The 16,959-nt window shown below is 45.9% G+C and carries 13 protein-coding genes; all 13 read right to left on the reverse strand.

All coding sequences use genetic code 11. The features are described 5' to 3' along the window. Positions 1 to 94 precede the first annotated feature (94 nt). Complete coding sequence (locus ACRD67_RS19930) at positions 95 to 1,303, reverse strand: hypothetical protein (protein WP_430969051.1); 1,209 nt, start codon at positions 1,301 to 1,303, stop codon at positions 95 to 97. 107 nt (positions 1,304 to 1,410) lie between these two features. Next, a complete protein-coding gene (locus ACRD67_RS19935) occupies positions 1,411 to 2,172 on the reverse strand; it encodes an outer membrane protein (protein WP_430969052.1) in 762 nt (253 codons plus the stop codon). Between the two features lie 162 nt (positions 2,173 to 2,334). Continuing rightward, positions 2,335 to 5,658: a VCBS repeat-containing protein gene (locus ACRD67_RS19940; RefSeq protein WP_430969053.1), complete on the reverse strand. Its 3,324-nt coding sequence runs from the start codon at positions 5,656 to 5,658 to the stop codon at positions 2,335 to 2,337. Positions 5,659 to 5,843: 185 nt separating this feature from the next. Continuing rightward, positions 5,844 to 7,598 (reverse strand): RagB/SusD family nutrient uptake outer membrane protein, encoded by a 1,755-nt coding sequence (locus tag ACRD67_RS19945; protein WP_430969054.1) that lies wholly within the window; start codon positions 7,596 to 7,598, stop codon positions 5,844 to 5,846. Between the two features lie 20 nt (positions 7,599 to 7,618). After that, positions 7,619 to 10,816, reverse strand: coding sequence for a SusC/RagA family TonB-linked outer membrane protein (locus ACRD67_RS19950; RefSeq protein ID WP_430969055.1), 3,198 nt, complete (start codon positions 10,814 to 10,816; stop codon positions 7,619 to 7,621). Positions 10,817 to 11,332: 516 nt separating this feature from the next. After that, positions 11,333 to 11,716, reverse strand: coding sequence for a hypothetical protein (locus ACRD67_RS19955; RefSeq protein ID WP_430969056.1), 384 nt, complete (start codon positions 11,714 to 11,716; stop codon positions 11,333 to 11,335). A 473-nt stretch (positions 11,717 to 12,189) separates the two neighbouring features. Beyond that, complete coding sequence (locus ACRD67_RS19960) at positions 12,190 to 12,369, reverse strand: hypothetical protein (protein ID WP_430969057.1); 180 nt, start codon at positions 12,367 to 12,369, stop codon at positions 12,190 to 12,192. A 243-nt stretch (positions 12,370 to 12,612) separates the two neighbouring features. Continuing rightward, the gene (locus ACRD67_RS19965; protein WP_430969058.1) at positions 12,613 to 13,356 is read right to left on the reverse strand and encodes a LytR/AlgR family response regulator transcription factor; all 744 of its coding nucleotides are present in this window, start codon (positions 13,354 to 13,356) and stop codon (positions 12,613 to 12,615) included. A 64-nt stretch (positions 13,357 to 13,420) separates the two neighbouring features. Then, positions 13,421 to 13,906, reverse strand: a complete 486-nt coding sequence (locus ACRD67_RS19970; RefSeq protein WP_430969059.1) for a UpxY family transcription antiterminator — start codon at positions 13,904 to 13,906, stop codon at positions 13,421 to 13,423. Between the two features lie 141 nt (positions 13,907 to 14,047). Beyond that, positions 14,048 to 14,266, reverse strand: a complete 219-nt coding sequence (locus ACRD67_RS19975) for a hypothetical protein (protein ID WP_430969060.1) — start codon at positions 14,264 to 14,266, stop codon at positions 14,048 to 14,050. Positions 14,267 to 14,373: 107 nt separating this feature from the next. Continuing rightward, positions 14,374 to 15,501: an NAD-dependent epimerase/dehydratase family protein gene (locus tag ACRD67_RS19980; protein WP_430969061.1), complete on the reverse strand. Its 1,128-nt coding sequence runs from the start codon at positions 15,499 to 15,501 to the stop codon at positions 14,374 to 14,376. Positions 15,502 to 15,584: 83 nt separating this feature from the next. Continuing rightward, positions 15,585 to 15,887, reverse strand: coding sequence for a hypothetical protein (locus tag ACRD67_RS19985; protein ID WP_430969062.1), 303 nt, complete (start codon positions 15,885 to 15,887; stop codon positions 15,585 to 15,587). Positions 15,888 to 16,005: 118 nt separating this feature from the next. Further along, complete coding sequence (locus tag ACRD67_RS19990; RefSeq protein ID WP_430969063.1) at positions 16,006 to 16,785, reverse strand: hypothetical protein; 780 nt, start codon at positions 16,783 to 16,785, stop codon at positions 16,006 to 16,008. Positions 16,786 to 16,959 lie beyond the last annotated feature (174 nt).

Raw genomic sequence — 16,959 nt, forward strand, 5'->3', positions numbered from 1 at the left:
ATGTCCCGTTAATATATCGTGTCAAGCGGCCTTAAAGTTACTGTTTTTCCCGTCGGTAGCGGGAACCATATATTTTTGAATCTCCGAAGACTTGTCAACCAACACGTTTACTGAATTGAAGGCCCAGGATAATGCCAATGGCAAGCAACAGCACACCGCTGGCAAGGGCCAGATACCAGAAATAATCGGTAAGCAAAGGCAATTGCTTCCAAACGGCAATACCTTTATAAAAAATAAGCCCTTCTGTAAGACCAAAGCCGATCAGGTAGAACAACAGTGCTTTTTTGGAAAGCCCAATCAACCTAAAGTACCGTAAAAAACCAAAAAGTGCTATGCTCACCACGCCTAAAAAAGTCCAGTGTAAATACCCGATGACAAAATCGATATTGGACATGACCAGGGCCGCAATAGGGGGTAGGGAACCAAAAAATTGAAGAACCAATTTGACCAAAAACAACAAGGCCGAAATTTTTAAGGACCAAAAAACTAGTGGTGGGCCCATGCCGGATAATTTATTCCAGAAGGGACCTATACTTCTTATGAGGATTACAAAAGCCAGGCACTGCATCAATGCGCCTAAGGCCGAAACAAGATAAATACCCATATGGGGCTCCATCCAGAGTAGGGAAATACCAAAAGTTGCCACTATGCCACCATTGAAAAGCCAGAAAAATTGGGCAAAGGATTTCTTGGGCGGGGCAATCCCCCTTTGCTCGATCAGCTTAAGGAAAATTCCCAACAAGGCCATGACAAACCAGCCGTTGTACTGAAAATGCAGGTAAAAATAAATGGCATTTCGATATAGGGGAGATTTGCTACCCGCGGTATTCATTATGGCACCCAAGGCCCAGGGACCAAGGCTGGACAATACCATATACCATAGGGCCATTCGAATACATTGGTACGAAGGTGTCTCTTTCTGTTCTATAGAGGTGTACTTGAAAAAAAGTCGGGCAAAGACATAGGACGCGATCAAAAAAAGTGTGGAAAAGAGTATGGAAAACAGCGCATATCCCGTAAACGGAAAACTAAGTAGCATACCTATGATGGTGACCTGGGTACCCCAAAAGAGTTTCCGATACTTCCGCGCTATTCCGGCATGGTCCAAATACAATTTATAAAGCAGGGTGGTCAGGGCCGTATATACCCAGCCCAACAAGGCAATATGTGAATGGGTATGCACCATATATTTATAGACCACAGGGATATCCACCAGTTGAAACAGGCGCAGCAGTAACCCAAACAGCGCTATTAGCATAAAGTATAGCAAGGCTAGGGCGGCGTGTTTTTTTAAAAGTTCCATGGAATGCACTAGGAGCATAAAAATAGTGAATAGACCTATACACGAGCAGTGTATACCAAATAAAAAATCGGTCGCCTGTCGGATGAAAAGATGAATACCAGAACAGCTCAATAGGTAAACCTGACTCCAAGTAGTAAGTTGTGGCTCTTAAAGGCCACGTGTGCCCTTCCTAAACGCGAATCTTCGCTTTTAAAGCTAGGGCTCCTGGCAGCGAGGCACCGATACATCGCAGAAAGGACAAGGGTCCGATCCGTACGAAAAGACACCCCAGCCGTTAGCTGATAGGCAACTACGGTATCAGAATCCTTGATTACCCGGGCTCCGTCCAGTTGAGCTTCCAGGGCCGTATCCATGAGACCTATACCACCACCGAGAACGAATGCTAGTTGGTCCGTCCTGATACCGATCAGGGAAGGGTAGAGATCGCAGTACAGATTGCCCAACCCATAGAGTCCTCCGATGGTCCCATCCACTTTGGGTTTTACGACCCGTCCACCGACCAGGAACCTATAGTCTTCCAGGGCACTCCGTAGGTGGCCACCACTGATTTCCCAACGAAACCAGGGACCAAGGCTATGTCCTGCCGCCATTTCCAGTAGTCGGCCTGGTTTGGTATCGAAGTCACTACGGGCTCCCTTGCCAAAGACTTGTTCCAGGCGATCCACATGGAGTTTGGTATCGTCAAAAAACAAAAGGCCGCCCCGGACCTCCATGTAGAAACCTTGGGCATGGCTCCTTTTCGAAAGGGAAGTTGCTTTGAGTTTTGTTTGGGCAGATGCGATTTCGGAAAACAGTATGCCTGCTGCGCAAAGCAATGTGGTATAGGTAAAAATTTTGGTCTTTGCGATGCGGGGCATTGGTCTGATCATAGGTCTCGTTTCTCCCCAGCTTTCCCCTTGTGTTGGGCAAAGCACTACTAGGAGATATTCTTCCGGGCCAAAGCTCGGAATTGAAGGGGAGGAAAAAAAGACTGATGTAATAAGTGGGCCTTAAGCTATAACAAGTGGTAGAAAATCAATAAATATGCTGCGTTATTCCACTTTTCTAAAGGCCAATATGCGACCTCTATTTTGAGTTACAAGATACAGAGAGCTGCCATGCGCACTCTTAATTTCGGTTATGGCCTTTGCATCTCCAGGAACCATAAAACCGCTTTCCCTTGTCCCGACCGTGGTAAATCCGCCGGTACCATTTCCCTTTAACACGAGCCCATTGAGTGCATCATATCTGCCTATAAAGGTCTCATTGCCATAATCATTGCCAATGAGCAGCAGATCCAGATTTCCATCGTTATCAAAATCGGTGACCGATAGATCATTGATCGGGGCTATTTGTGCGGCTAGGGGCAGGGCAGTGGGTCCGAATTTCCCATCTCCCAAATTCTCGATATAACTGCTTCTATCGTAGTTACCCACCATGGTTTTGACCCCTTTGAGTTCTTCCCTTGTGAAAAGGTCGTGCTGTGTGACCTTGGCATATTCGTCGTAGAAGTTAAATTTTGACCGAAACAGCGGACTTTGCCCAAACAGGTCGCCCCAGAAGCTCACGGGAAACGATTCGTAATTTTCGCGGTCTTTCTTAAAGTAGGCAAACAGCACGGGGTCTATACTACCATTGGCATCAAAGTCTTTTGCCAACAGGGTAACCGGTCTTTCCTTGGAAGGCCGGTAAAAATTGTTGGCACCCATATTTCCGGCTATAAAATCCAGATCTCCGTCCTTATCAAAGTCTGCAGCACGGATGCTCTCCCACCATCCCAGGACACTGTCCAGACCCGTTTCCTGTAGTTTTTTGAAAGCGGTTCCCTGGTTTTTAAAAAAGGTTATGGGCATGAATTCCCCAACGACGGCGAGATCGGAGTTGCCATCGGCATCCACGTCGGCCCAGAGGGCATCGGTTACCATTCCCACCCTCCTTAAATCAGGAGCCATTTGTTCTGTAACATCTTCCAGTATGCCCTTATTATTTTTAAGCAGGAAGCTTTTTTCTGCCATGGGATATTGCGCGATGGGTGTTCTACCGCCCACGAAAAGGTCTGTAAAACCATCTTGGTCAAAATCATGGGCTCTTACCACGGAACCACTGGCACTGATCTTTGGTAGCTTGTCGGGGCTTGAAGTAAAATTGCCCGCACCATCATTGATCAGCAACCGATCGGTATACAGACCGCTGTCCAAGGAAAATTCGTTGCTGCCCGAAAGGAGATACAGATCTAGGTCACCATCATTTTCCAGGTCGAAAAGCGCTATGCCCTCTTCCTCAAATCCTTTATCCGCTTTTTCCGAAAACAAAGGTTTTTGAACAAAGGTACCATTGGCCTGTTGAAAAAACAGCATGGGAGAATACGAGGCAGAACTTCCAACAAGGAAGTCTTCATACCCATCCCCATTGAGATCGCCCACTTCTATACACGGACCGTTTTGGGAAAGTTTATGGGGCAGGATACGCTGTACGTTGTAATCAACGATATCCTTTTCGCTGTGTACATAGTCTATGCCCAACTCCCTTGACACTTCCTCAAAAATGGGTTTAAATGCTTTGGTCACCAGAGGAAAGGACAGCAGCGAACGATCCACTTGTTGCGCATCCTTATGGTGTACCTTTAGCATTCCGTTGCTGCTAAGACCGGTAATTTTTTGATAGGCCCCATCCGGCCAAAGGACTTCCAACGATCTTACCTGCACATGACTTCCCAAACCGAAATGTACCCAGGTCCCGACCGAGGACATATAACCCCGGGTCAGGTAGTGCTCATGGTATTGGAACTGGTCTTCCCCGTACCGCACCACCAATTTGGCACCGAGCCCCATGGCGTTGAACTCCGGTCCTTCCAATTGCACGCGTAGAAATCGGGCTTCATCCTTTTGTGAAGCTGCCAGGGTACTTTCAAAAACAAAGACCTCTTCGTTGATATTGTTCACTATATAATCCAGGTCACCATCATTGTCCAAATCGGCAAATGCCGCTCCATTGGAGAACGAGGGAATGTTGAGCCCCCAGTGTTTGCTTGTATCGGAAAAAAGCCCATTGCCCCTGTTCTTAAAAGCCGAATTTGGAATTTTGACGACCGGGATGCAATCCAGGATCTTTTCCGGACTTAAATACCGGTGGACACTTAAACTGAAATCACCGAAATCCTTATCGGTAATATCGCGCGGAAACCCGTTGGTAATGAGCAAGTCCCTTAGGCCATCGTTATCCATGTCAACAAAAAGGGGAGACCAGCTCCAATCTGTTCTGGCCACTCCGGCCATGAGCCCTATTTCACTAAAGGGCACTCCTGGGCCATTGCCCACGTGGAGCATGTTTCTGCCGTGTTGGTATTCATAATCCCACTTTTCATTGAACACATAATTGATGTAGTTATTATTGCCAATGGTGGTCTTCATCCGATAGTTGGTCTCGGCCAGCATGTCCAAGGTAAGAATGTCCAAATAGCCATCGTTGTTATAATCAGAGATATCCGATCCCATGGAGAACTTACTTTGATGTTTCAACATGCTTTTGATCTTATTGGAAAACGTGCCGTCCTGATTGTTGATATAGAGTAGATCATTGGTAATATAATCGTTGCTTATATGGAGATCAGGCCACCCATCGTAATTTAGATCGGCCACTGCAATGCCCAGGCCATAACCTTCCATGGTGATTCCGGCTTCCAGGGTAACATCGGTAAAAGTGCCGTCTCCATTGTTATGGTACAAGCGATCGTTGCTTACAGCGGTACCATCATTGATCTTTGGACGATAATTGGTGGGTACGGTCTGTAGCATTTCGTTGTTCAGGACATACAAGTCCAAGAACCCGTCCTTGTCGTAATCAAAAAAGGTGGCCCCCATACTGTTTCTGGTGTCGGCTATACCGTACTCGTCGGCCATTTCCCTGAATTTTGGAACTCCCTTTTCATCCAAACCCTGATGTACGAACAACATATTGGCCCTTTGGGCCTTGCCGGGCAACATGGCGGCACATACATAGATATCGAGCCAGCTATCCCCATTGATATCCACCACGGCCATTCCCGTACTCCATTTGTCAGGAGCCCCGATTCCCGAAGGAATGGAAACATCCTCAAACCTCATATCGCCCTTGTTCAGATAGAGTTTGTTGGGCACTTGGTTCCCGGTAAAAAAAATATCGGGTCTTGTATCATTATTAAAATCGCCGATGGCCACACCTCCGCCATTGAAAATGTACTCGTTGGTCAAAATATTAAAGCTATCGGTCTCCACGATGGTATTGGAGAACGTGATACCGGTCTGGCTTGAAGGCAGTTTTTTGAAAAGGGTAGCCTCCTTATCCGTGCAGGAGGTCAAAAGGATGCAAATTAAAAGGGAAGCGCAAAAGATTTTCATTGTCAATAACGTGTTTATATGCAACGGCATACCGCCAAGGATGGCATTTTGGTATTTGTTTTTATGACCTTAAAGGTATTTTAAATTCGAAAAAGAACGGCCTAAAAAAACACAAAAAAACCATGGGTATCAAAGCCATGGTCTTTTTGGTTTTACCCGCTATGTTTAGGGGCATGTGCTCTAGATCAATACGCCGGATCTTGCGTCAGCGTGGGTTGACCATTGACCGCTGACCTGTCAATAGCTTCTACCGGTATCGGGAAATATTCGTTTTTGCCTTTGGCAAATGACTTGCCCTTTAGGTAAGTGCGATGAACGGACTCACTCTGTAGATACGCGTTAAGGACCTCAGCGGAGGTACGCCAGCGCTGAAGATCAAAAAAACGATGCCCTTCCATGCTAAATTCCAAACGGGTCTCAAAGCGAACCGCTTTCCTGGCCATAACCTTATCGGTCCATGGTGTATTATAGGTGGAAATACGATAATTTGCTGCCGGTGTGCCTTCCTCGACGGTGAAATCGTTTCTTTCATCCCCCTGTGCGGCCTTTGGAACAAAACCATCGGGATTGGCAGCCCTTTTGCGGATCATGTTCACCAGTGCCCTGGCCCTTTCCAAACTCCCGATTTCTACCTCTACCTCGGCTAGCCAAAGTAAAATCATGCTGTATCTCATGATTCTATAATTGTTGGCGGAGAGGTTGCCCCAGCCGCCTTCTCCAAATGCCTCGGGTTCGGCCACATGTTTCATGCTAAAAAAGGGTCCGGCATAGGAAAGGTCCCTTACAAAATCGGTTTGGTAGATCTTAAACCCTTTGTAAAGTATCCCGGGTCGGCCTACGGAATGATCTAATCTTGGATCCAAGGGTCCTATATAGGTTGAATGAGTGGTTTTGGGATCCACCTCGGCGGTGACATCCACTTCGTCATAGGTATCCAACAAGGGCAAGCCAGCTTCCGTTTTAAACGCATTGACCAGATTTTGCGAAACCTGGTAAAAACCGCAGCAGCCCCATGGATCGGTATAGGGATGTGCCAGGCCTACTCCCCGATTGGAGGCATCGCCGCTGGCACTGCTTATAGCATATTGAACCTCAAATATGGATTCTGCATTATTACGGGTGGCCACCAAGAAGTTGTCTTGAAATTTGGGTACCAGGGAGAACATGCCCGAGCCTACGAGATTGTCCAACAGTTTTTTTGCCTCTGTTAGTTTGGCCACATTTACCGCACCATTGCTATCCCATCCCTGATACATTTTGGCCTTGGCTAAAAAGGCCAGGGCCGCCCATTTAGTAGGGCGCCCTACTTCCTTCTGTGTATCTGGCAGTACGGCGGCTGCGGCCTCGAAATCTGCTTCTATGAAAGGCCAGATTTCCCGATCATTGGGCACCTTGGTACTTTGAAGGTCATTTAGCTCAAAATCGGCATCACTGATATAGGTGGGCATTCGCCACATTTTGCGCGCCTCAAAATGGAAGAATCCCCTTAAAAACTGGGCTTCGGCCACAATCTGTGCCCTTCGGTTTTCATTGATATCTTCTACTCTTTCCAGGGTAGTTATAACGTTGTTTGTGGCCGCTACCCCCTTGTAGAGCCCTCTCCATTTATCCCTAATATGCCTGTTAAAGGATTGAAAATCGTAGGCCTCTATAAAGGACTGCTCCGGCTGGTCCCCGGCATCGGTACCTTTTAGGGCATCATCGGAGGCTAGGTTAAAGACCCAGTTCTGGGCATCATTGTGCCATGTTTGACCGGTAAGCCCCCCGCCGTTCACCAAATTGTAAGCACCGAGCAGTATGCCTTCTACACCTTCAGATGTGGCCACATCGTTCTCGCTAAATTGACCCTCCGGTTGGCGGTCCAGGAATTCCTCATTGCAACCTATGAAATGGAATGCACATATTATGGTCGTGATGTATATAGAAATCGTATTTTTCATGATATTCGGGTGTTTTTTATTCAATTTAAGGTGACGTTAAGACCTAATGTAAACGTTCTGGAAACCGGCATAAAGCCACCGTCAAATCCCAGGGTAGCATCATTTTCGGTTCCTGTCTGTATCTCCGGGTTTAGGCCGGTGTATTTGGTAAAAGTGTATAGGTTCTGGCCTTGGACATAGACCTGCACGGCAGAAAGGCCCAGGGGGTCGAGCAGTTTTTCCGGGAAAGCATAGGTCAACTGTACATTTTTTATCCTGAAATAACTGCCATTCTCGATAAAATAGGAAGAGGGCCTGCTGCTCACCTGATCATTGGCATCCATAATAGGGGCGGTAGCCTTGGGATTAGCGGCTACCCAATCTTTGGGGTCCGCCCTGGGATTGGTGGGCTGCCATGCCTCGTACAATGCCCTTTTGGAACGGTTGCCCTGGAAGGTGTTAAAATCAGCAAAGTAGCGTACGTAATTGTAAATATCATTGCCCTGAGATCCATTGCCAAAGACGTTTAGACTTAAAGCTTTGTAGCTTAGGTTAATATTTATACCATAGGTAAAATCAGGGTGAGGGTTTCCGATAATCGTACGGTCATCATCATTGATCACACCGTCGTTGTTAATGTCCGCTACCCTAAATTTACCCGGAGCGTTGTAATCCCCGTATTCTGGCCAGGCATCCGCTTCTGCCTGGGTCTGGAACAAACCCAAGGTTTTGAATCCATAAAAGGAGGACAGTGGGGAACCGGCCTCGGTCACCGTAAGGGCGGGTACTCTTGTGGAACGCCCAAAAAAACGGGTGTTCTCATCCTCATCAAGTTGGTCCACATGGTTGGTATAGGCAGAAAGGTTAGCATTGATACTGTAACTAAAATCCCCCTTTTGGTCGGAAAAGCCCAGCCCAATGTCAAAACCCTTATTGGTCAACCCGCCTACGTTGAAAGAAGGCTCATTGGCCTGACCGGCGGTGTAGGTAACCGGTACCCTAAAGAGCATATCTGTGGTTACCCGGTTCCATACATCGAGGTTAAGCGTCAACCGGTTATCGAACAGCGCCACATCCAGACCAATATTGTTGGAGGTAGTCGTCTCCCATTTCGCATTGGGATTCCCAAAGGCTTGGGGCGAGAAACCGATGGTAGGCGCCGAAGTGGAACCGTCAATGGGATAACCACCGGTAAGGATATCATATCTATAGGTGGTAAAGGCATTGTAATCCCCAATTTGTTGGTTGCCCGTTTGTCCCCATCCATACCTTATTTTCATATCGTCGATAAAACCAAGGTGTTCCATGAATTTCTCGTCACTGATACGCCATCCAAGGCTAAATGCCGGAAAGATCGCACTTCGGGACGCCTGCTGAAATCGGGATGAGGCATCGTTTCTGAGGATGAACTGTGCCAAATACTTGCCCTCATAGTCATAGTTTAATTTACCGAACTGTGACCATAATGAATAATCCTGCTCTACACGACCATAATTGGTAGATGTAGTGGCGTCCCCCAAATCAAGATAGCTCAATATATTGACCGTTTCAAGCGCAAATCGTTGTCTACTGGCGCCAAAACGCTCTTCAAACTGCTGAATGGATTCTACCCCAACATAGGCATCAAAATTGTGTACCTGGTTGAACGTTTTTGAAAAGTTCAGGGTGTTGGTCCAGGTCCATTGGTATTCGTATTCCTCACGTGCCGTAGAACTGTTGATGAAATTTCCTTCCACATATTCGGGCTGTGGCCGGCCTAGATCGCGTTCTCGCTGTACTCGGGTATCGACACCAAAGCTGCTTTTGATTTCCAGATTATCCAACAATTTATAGGAGGTGAATACATTGCCCAGAACCCGTAATCGGTATCTTCTATCGTCCTCGTTTCGTTTCAAGACCGCGTAGGGATTGAAGTTATTTCCTAGGTTTAACCCTCTACTTCCGGAAAAATGACCTGTAATGTCGTAAACGGGCAATAGAGGATGGTGCTTATAGGCCCCGGAAACCGTATTTTGTTCCTGATCGTTATTGAAGGTACCTTTTTGATTGTCGAAAGAGACCGTAAAATTTTCCCCAAGAGTGAGTCGATCGTTCAAAACCTTGAATTCGGTATTTGCCCTTATGGATATTCTATTGTATCCATAAAATCGGGTAATGGCCTCTTGTGCAAAATAGCCCAGACTAAATGCATAGCGGGCATGTAGTGTAGCTCCGGATGCCGATATATTGTGATTTAAAATGGGCGCGGAGCGGGTAGTTTCCTTCCACCAGTTCGTATCTGCGGAGCGGGTAATGGGATAGATGTTGCCCTCTTCAAGGGCATAAAGGCTTGGATTCACACCGGGATCACCTTCCATTCCCGCACTTGGGAAGACGTAATCGGGTATGGATACCTCTCCGTTGGGGCCAAAGGTATATTGTCCATGACTGGGAACCTTGCCCGCATACAAATCGGCAAAATACAGGTACTGTCCCAACTCTTTGGCGTTGAGGGCTTCCACATCCCTATCGGACGATTGTATACCATAAAAAGTGTTATACGTAATAGTGGGCTTACCCAGTTTTCCTTTTTTGGTTGTGATAATGATGACGCCGTTGGCGGCCCTAGATCCGTATATTGAGGCGGCCGAGGCGTCTTTTAGGATCTGTAGCGATTCAATATCGTTCGGATTGAGGTTGGACTGGGATTGGGAGGGTACCCCATCAATGATATATAAAGGGTCGTTATTTCCAACCGTACCGAAACCCCGGATTCGTACGGTAGCCTCACCGCCCGGCCTGGCATCGTTTACGATACTGATACCAGCGGCCCTGCCTTGTAATTGCTGGGCAAAGGTGGTTGCCGGAATGGCCAACAGCTCTTCTGTGTCTACACTGGTTACTGCCCCGGTCACATCCCTTTTGGATTGGGTACCATATCCCGTAACAACTACTTCATCGAGCTTGTTGGCGTCCTCCTCCATGATAATATTGATGGTGGAACGCCCATTCACAGGAACCTCCTGGGTCCTGAAGCCTATATAGCTAAAGATCAGGATGGCATCGGAATCGGCAGTGATGGTATACTTCCCGTCAAAATCTGTTTGAGTACCTTGTGTAGTTCCTTTTACCAGTACGTTCGCTCCCGGCAAGGGCCCGGTTTCATCGGAAACGGTCCCGGATATATGCTGTGCCTGAATCAATGCGGCCCAAAAAAAAGCGCCCATCAGCACAAAACCTTTACATAATGTGGTGGTCATAAATCATAGTTTTTAGTTAGTTAAAAAGTTTATTTTACTCCTTCCGCGGGCGATACGGGTACTGTACCTTTGCGGATGTTCATTTTTAAACCGGTTTTATGCCCTGTCTACAAATCCTTTACGTTTTAGGTCTGCATCTACCCATTATTCCAGGGAAGAGGGGGCATTCGTACTCTTTTATTGAGGGAGCATAAATTTTTTTTTGGGAAGGAAGAGTTGATAAATCCAATAAATTAGCCGCTACGGCTTAATGGGATGTGGATAAAACTCGGAATTAATTTCTTAGAAAGAAAAGGCGGTGTAACAAATGGGCGTTTGGTGTAATAACTGGTCGACAGCCATACCCTCTATTAAGGTATTGACTTGCTTGACGCTTTCCACTAAAACCGTATAGCGTATCTTTTTAGCCCTTGCCAGGCTTGGTGTTCTGCCGCATAGGTTATGATTTGTTCCTGGGCGACAACATCTTTAATGTAGGGATATTGGAACATGGTCATGGCCATTTTCCGCGACCTCTTAAAAACCCGATATTTCGGTTTCTATTTGCGAAAAAAGTTCTTGTTTGGGCAGTCCAAGATCTATTATTTTGATGTCCTCCAGATAGTAATTTAACCAGCCTATTTCACGGGCATCCGTACAAAGAATGCAATTGATCTCCATGTTAACGAAGGGCAATAAGCGATAAAGCCCTTCCCTGCTGTAGATAAACAATACCACGGTGGTGACATTGAACGATTGAATATGTTTATAGACGTCCTCTATGTCATGAATCGTATGGATGGCCTTATGATCTCTACCTTGTGAGGCGAGCATCTTTTTTACATAGGTCCCATGTGCTTTTAAGGGGTCAAAAAAAAGTAAAATGTCCTTGGTTTTCACTGACGTGTCTTTAGTGTTCATACCTCTTTCTTAGAACGGGATGTTTCCGTACCTCCCTTAGATCGGAGGTGGCCTCCGAGGAAAAGGATGACCACAATCAGGTAGGCTAGTGAAAAAATGAATATAAAGGTGACCATAACGTATAGCTAACCGACAAAGCACGCCTTGTTTCCGTGTTTTATGCCTGGGATTTTAAAAGTAGGTGGTATAGCGGAAAAGCTCAAAAGTCAGGTAATAAGTGGCCCTTCTGGGTAACAGGTGGTCATGGCCATAAAAAAGACCAGGTGAGAGCCACCTGGTCTTTACCCCAAATGTAAATGTTCTCAGGCATATCCAACCTCTTATGCGCTAAGAACCCCTAATTAAAGTCTAAAAATCAAGAAATCAAATACCTATGTAATACTCGGTAGCCATAGCATATAAATGATTTAATATGTGGGCCATCGGGATTTTTATAGCGCTTGTAGCCCGTTTTAGGCACCTCTTCGTTCCCATTAGTGGCAGATGTATTCCTCAGCGGCAGGGAGCGGTGCCCCCACCTTGTCAAGTACTTCTTTAACCATAACTGAAACTCCAGGTTTTTTTGGGTCTTTACCCGGCAAGGCCTTGCACTTCATGGGCAATATTATCCATATCCCCACTAACAATACGATGTACATTTTTTGTAGTAACATGAGCTTTGATTTTTAAGTTGTTATTTGGGAACCATTTCACGACCCGTTTTAGGATTGTAGCCCTACCGTTTTACGTAGGGTCGCAACCTTTGCGTATTCTTAATGTAGATAAGCTAATCATTAATGGATTAAAAAGAAAAACCAAAGTAATAAGTGGGCGTATGGGGCAATAGACGGGAAATTGCAAGGTCTTCCTGCCATCTGTCGTGTTAGGGAGGGTTTCCGAGCAGTGTTGTGACGGTTTCATTTTATGCCCAAAAATTTGTTCAGCGAATCGAGCTTTCTTTTGGCTACGGGAATAGGGCTGCCGGTCTTCAGTTCCAAATAATTGCCCGCCGTTTTGTTGATGTTCTTTACGTGGGCGATGTTTACGATAAAGGAATGGTGGGTCCTAAAGAAGAATTTGGGATCCAGATGCTTTTCGAATTCCCCGAGGTTTCTGCAGGCTATTTTGGTAGTACCACAGACCAAATAAAACCGGGTATACCGACCATCGGCCTTCAGATAAACGATATCCTCCTTTTTCACAAGATCTACCCTGTCCGCCGAGGGTAGTGCAAGGATACCACTATCACCTTCCTTATCGTCAGAATCTTTGTTGCTGCCTTCTGCATCGGACAGCATTAAGGCCTTTACCTTGTTCAGCGCAAGGACCATATTTTCCAGACTAAAGGGCTTTAACAGGTAATCCGTTACGCCATAGGATATCGCCTTTAGGGCGTACTTCTCCACATCTGCCATTACAATGAAGTAACAGCTGCTGTTACAGAGCTTTTCCATGAGTTGAAAGCCGCTTCCATTTTTCAGTTCAATGTCCAAAAAGATGATATTGGGCTTTAGCGAAGATATAAGCGCCATGGCCTTCTTTGCATCTTTGGCAAGGCCCAATAGGTCTATTTCCGGAAAGTATTTTTTCAACATCAGGGATAGGCCATCACCGGCCATGCCCTCTTTTTCTACAATAAACGCCTTTAGTTCTGGAACCATGTTTTATGCTTATTGCATGTTTAACCGCGTATTCGTTTTGTAGCCATATGGCCGGGGCCAGCAGCTATCGCCTTTCCTTGATCACTTCCCTGGTCTTTATACTAATGGCGTACCCCAAGCCAGGTAAAAGCAGCCGCATGCGTTTTTTGTTGACATGCCTAATAAGTGCATGTTGTTTTTTGAATACACCATGGGAAATAACGATTTTGTCTCCGGGGGAAAATTCTTCCACGCTTATTTGATCCACTTCGTTATTCTCGTTCCAATCTTTGATTACCTTTATTTCCTCATCACTTACCGTGGCATGTTCTCCCAACCAAAAAAGGTAGTTGAGCACCCCGGGAACCTCAAACACCCTTTTACGTTCCTTAGGCTCCAAATGCACAAATACATAGGATTTGAACAGGGGCACGGTCACTTTCTTTTTTCTGTCGCTCCATTGTCGTGTTTCCGTTACCAGGGGACAATACACTACAATTCCCAAAATCCGTAAGGCTTCTGCGACTTTTATTTCGGTTCTGGGCTTTGTATAGATTACATACCAGGGCATAGCAAAGGTTTAAGGTGTTTTTGACACCAGTACAAGGTGCTCTTGGCCAGTTCGTTTTAGTAAGGTCAGGGAGACTCAAGTATTGATCGTTTGTCTACAGGGGTTTATTAAGGGTATAAAGCCCAACCCAAATTATCCCTTCTATTTCGGGGAAAACCCAAAATCGTCATAATCCAGGGCTTTCAGGTCAATTTCATAGGTCAGTGCCTGACTCTCAAACAGCTGCAAAACTTCGTTATACCCACAGGCGATTCCTTTGGAGAAGACATCCTGGTCAGTCCTGCTTTCCAATACCTGTTGTCGTTCCTTGATCAGGTCCCTTAAATCTCTTAGGTAGTACCTATATCTATCCTGTTTCATATACCGGTCAAATTAGTTGGTTTTTCTAGGGCGTAAAGGGAGTGTGTCCCCATCTTCATAGGCTCCATTTTGTTTTGTGGGTAGGGGTTTTGGGTAAGCCATCGGAATTAAGATTTTAGGATATACCATCTGTATAGCTGTTCAATGCCCTCTTTTAGACTTACCCGGGGCTTCCAACCCAGGTTGTTCAATTTGGTATTATCAGCCAGTCTGCGCAGCTCACCGTCCAATGGGCAGTCATTAAAGGCAAGAATACCTTTGAAACGGAGTACGACCTTTATGGTCTTTGCAAGCTGCGCTATGGAGATTTCCTTTCCCGTGCCGATATTGATCGGCGTGTTGCGCATTTTATTGGAAGCTGCTTCCAAATAGGATCGCGAACCGCTGCTGGGGGTAACATTGATAGCTCCGTTGACGTACTCGTTTTTCATTAAGAAGATACAGGCATCCGCCATATCCCCACTCCATAGAAATTCACCCCGGGTTTTGCCATTTCCCCCGACCTCGACCATCACTTTTTTGTTATCGATACGGCGAACACCAAATCTTCCGATGATATGGGCAATCTCTCCCTTGTTGGCCTTTCCAGTAATTCCTTTTATGGGACGTTTGTTCAAATCGGTCCTAATGGCCTCCCAATCGTCATTCTCCAAAGCTTTGCCCAAATATATCTTCCGAATTAGCTTTGGCAATGGATGTGACGTTTCCAGATTGAAGTCATCGGAGGGACCATAAAAATGCGCAGGGACAACGGATATAAAATTGGTACCGTACTGGATGTTATAGCCTTCACACATCTTTATACCGGCTATCTTGGCCAAGGCATAGGGTTCATGGGTGTAGTCCAGCGCATCGGTAAGCAGGGATTTCTCCTTTACCGGCCAGGGCGCACTTTTGGGATAGACACAGGGACTGCCCAAAAAAAGTAGCTTTTTTACTTTATGGTACTGACTTTGGCCAATTACATTATTTTGAATCATTAGATTTTCGTAAAGAACATCGGCCCTTTGCTTTGTATGCATGAGTCTGGAACCGACCTTTTCTGCTGCCAGAAATACGTAATCGGGTTTTTCCATTTTAAAAAAGGACGCGGTTGCACGGCTGTCCTTAAGATTCAATTCCCTGTGGGAGCGGGTTACTATGTTTACGTACCCTTTGGCCCATAACACTTTGAGAATAGCAGAGCCAGCTCGTCCGTGATGTCCGGCTACATATATTTTATCGGTTTTCTTCATGGATACCGATCAAAACTTCCAGAAAAAATGGTTTTGGAAGTGCAGTATTCCTGAAGGAAAAAACGTTTCTATGTAACTTATGCTCATTCCCCATCATCTCCTAAATGGGAGATGGGAGATTTCACAGTGCTTTTTGATGGTATGTCCAGGCCTGGGGCGTAAAACCATTCCGAACTCACGAGCGCAGTTTCTTTACAGCTTTTCTTTGAGTGGCTGCTCCTATATAGTTCGGTGCGGATATTTCTTGGGGCCTGAACCTGGCTCGGACAATCAACTTCTGGCGTATGTTCCACGGTCCTTTCAACTTTCCCTGTATTGATGCTAAAGGTCAATAACAGGGCGTTGATGCCGATCAAAATGAACAGTACAATAAAGAAGGTTTCCATTTATAGTATAACAATGACCATGAATAGGCCGGTTTTTAAAACGGCTCCGCCCTTGTGAGTCCCACTAAAGTTGGGCTTCACTTGGAAATTTTAAAAAACTGCATCGCTACGAAGCGGCCTAGTCCGTCTTCCCACTTGTGATATGGGCAAGATGGTCCATGATATCTGAAAAGTTATAGACCGTACTATCGGGATGCTGTCTGTCCTGCATTTTTTGTACAGGTATTTTTTTATTGGTCCTCACCACAAAACACTCCTCTGTGAAAGCCTTTACCCGGAGATTGGCCATTTTCTGGATCTTCTCACGGAGCTGTTCGGCTGCTTCTATATGGGTGACCAGGTCCATGAACTTGAAAAGAAGGTTTTTAAAGAAGGTGTATTTATGGGCATAAGAACTACCAAAAATGAATTGGTGGGCATATGAATCGCCCAAACTGTACTCGCGGTCCCATATTTTCGATAATTTCCTGAACTTCCGTTTCAGTGCCAGGTCCTGTAGGACCGCCAGCAAGTTTTCCGAAGAGGTACAGGGCTGATCATTGACTACTAGCTTCCGGCGCAGGTAAAGCGTTTTTCTTATTTTTTTGGGAAGGAACGGTTTTTTTAGGAGCAGGGGAAGGGCAGAAAGGGAATTTCCAATATCCAGATAGCCGAGCAACGTCCAGGCATCCGTTTCAAGTTGTTTTAAAGTTGTATTGGTATAATACGTAATGCGTACATGTTCATCCATATACCTTAGATGGTCCTCCTTTATGCCATTTATGATTTCCATCGAAATCAATAATTGCTGTTCCCAGTAGGCGATGTTCCCCGCCAGATAATCCCTGACGATGCTTTCAGGTAGCTGGGTCCGTAGCGTGTTTACCTGTTTGTACTGCGCGCTAAGTTCGCCCAGCATTTTTTGCAGACCTTCCGGGTCTGTACATACTATAGCTGGGTGTATAGCTTTAGGGGAAGGATTTGGGGATACTTCCTTTGACCGTCTTAAAAGAGGAGTGTCATCCGCCATGGACCATTACTATTGGGGGTTGTTATGGTACAAAATTCAACCAATACGGATGGAATAAAAAAA

This window comes from Eudoraea algarum (genome assembly GCF_050589645.1).
Taxonomy (GTDB): domain Bacteria; phylum Bacteroidota; class Bacteroidia; order Flavobacteriales; family Flavobacteriaceae; genus JBNGOQ01.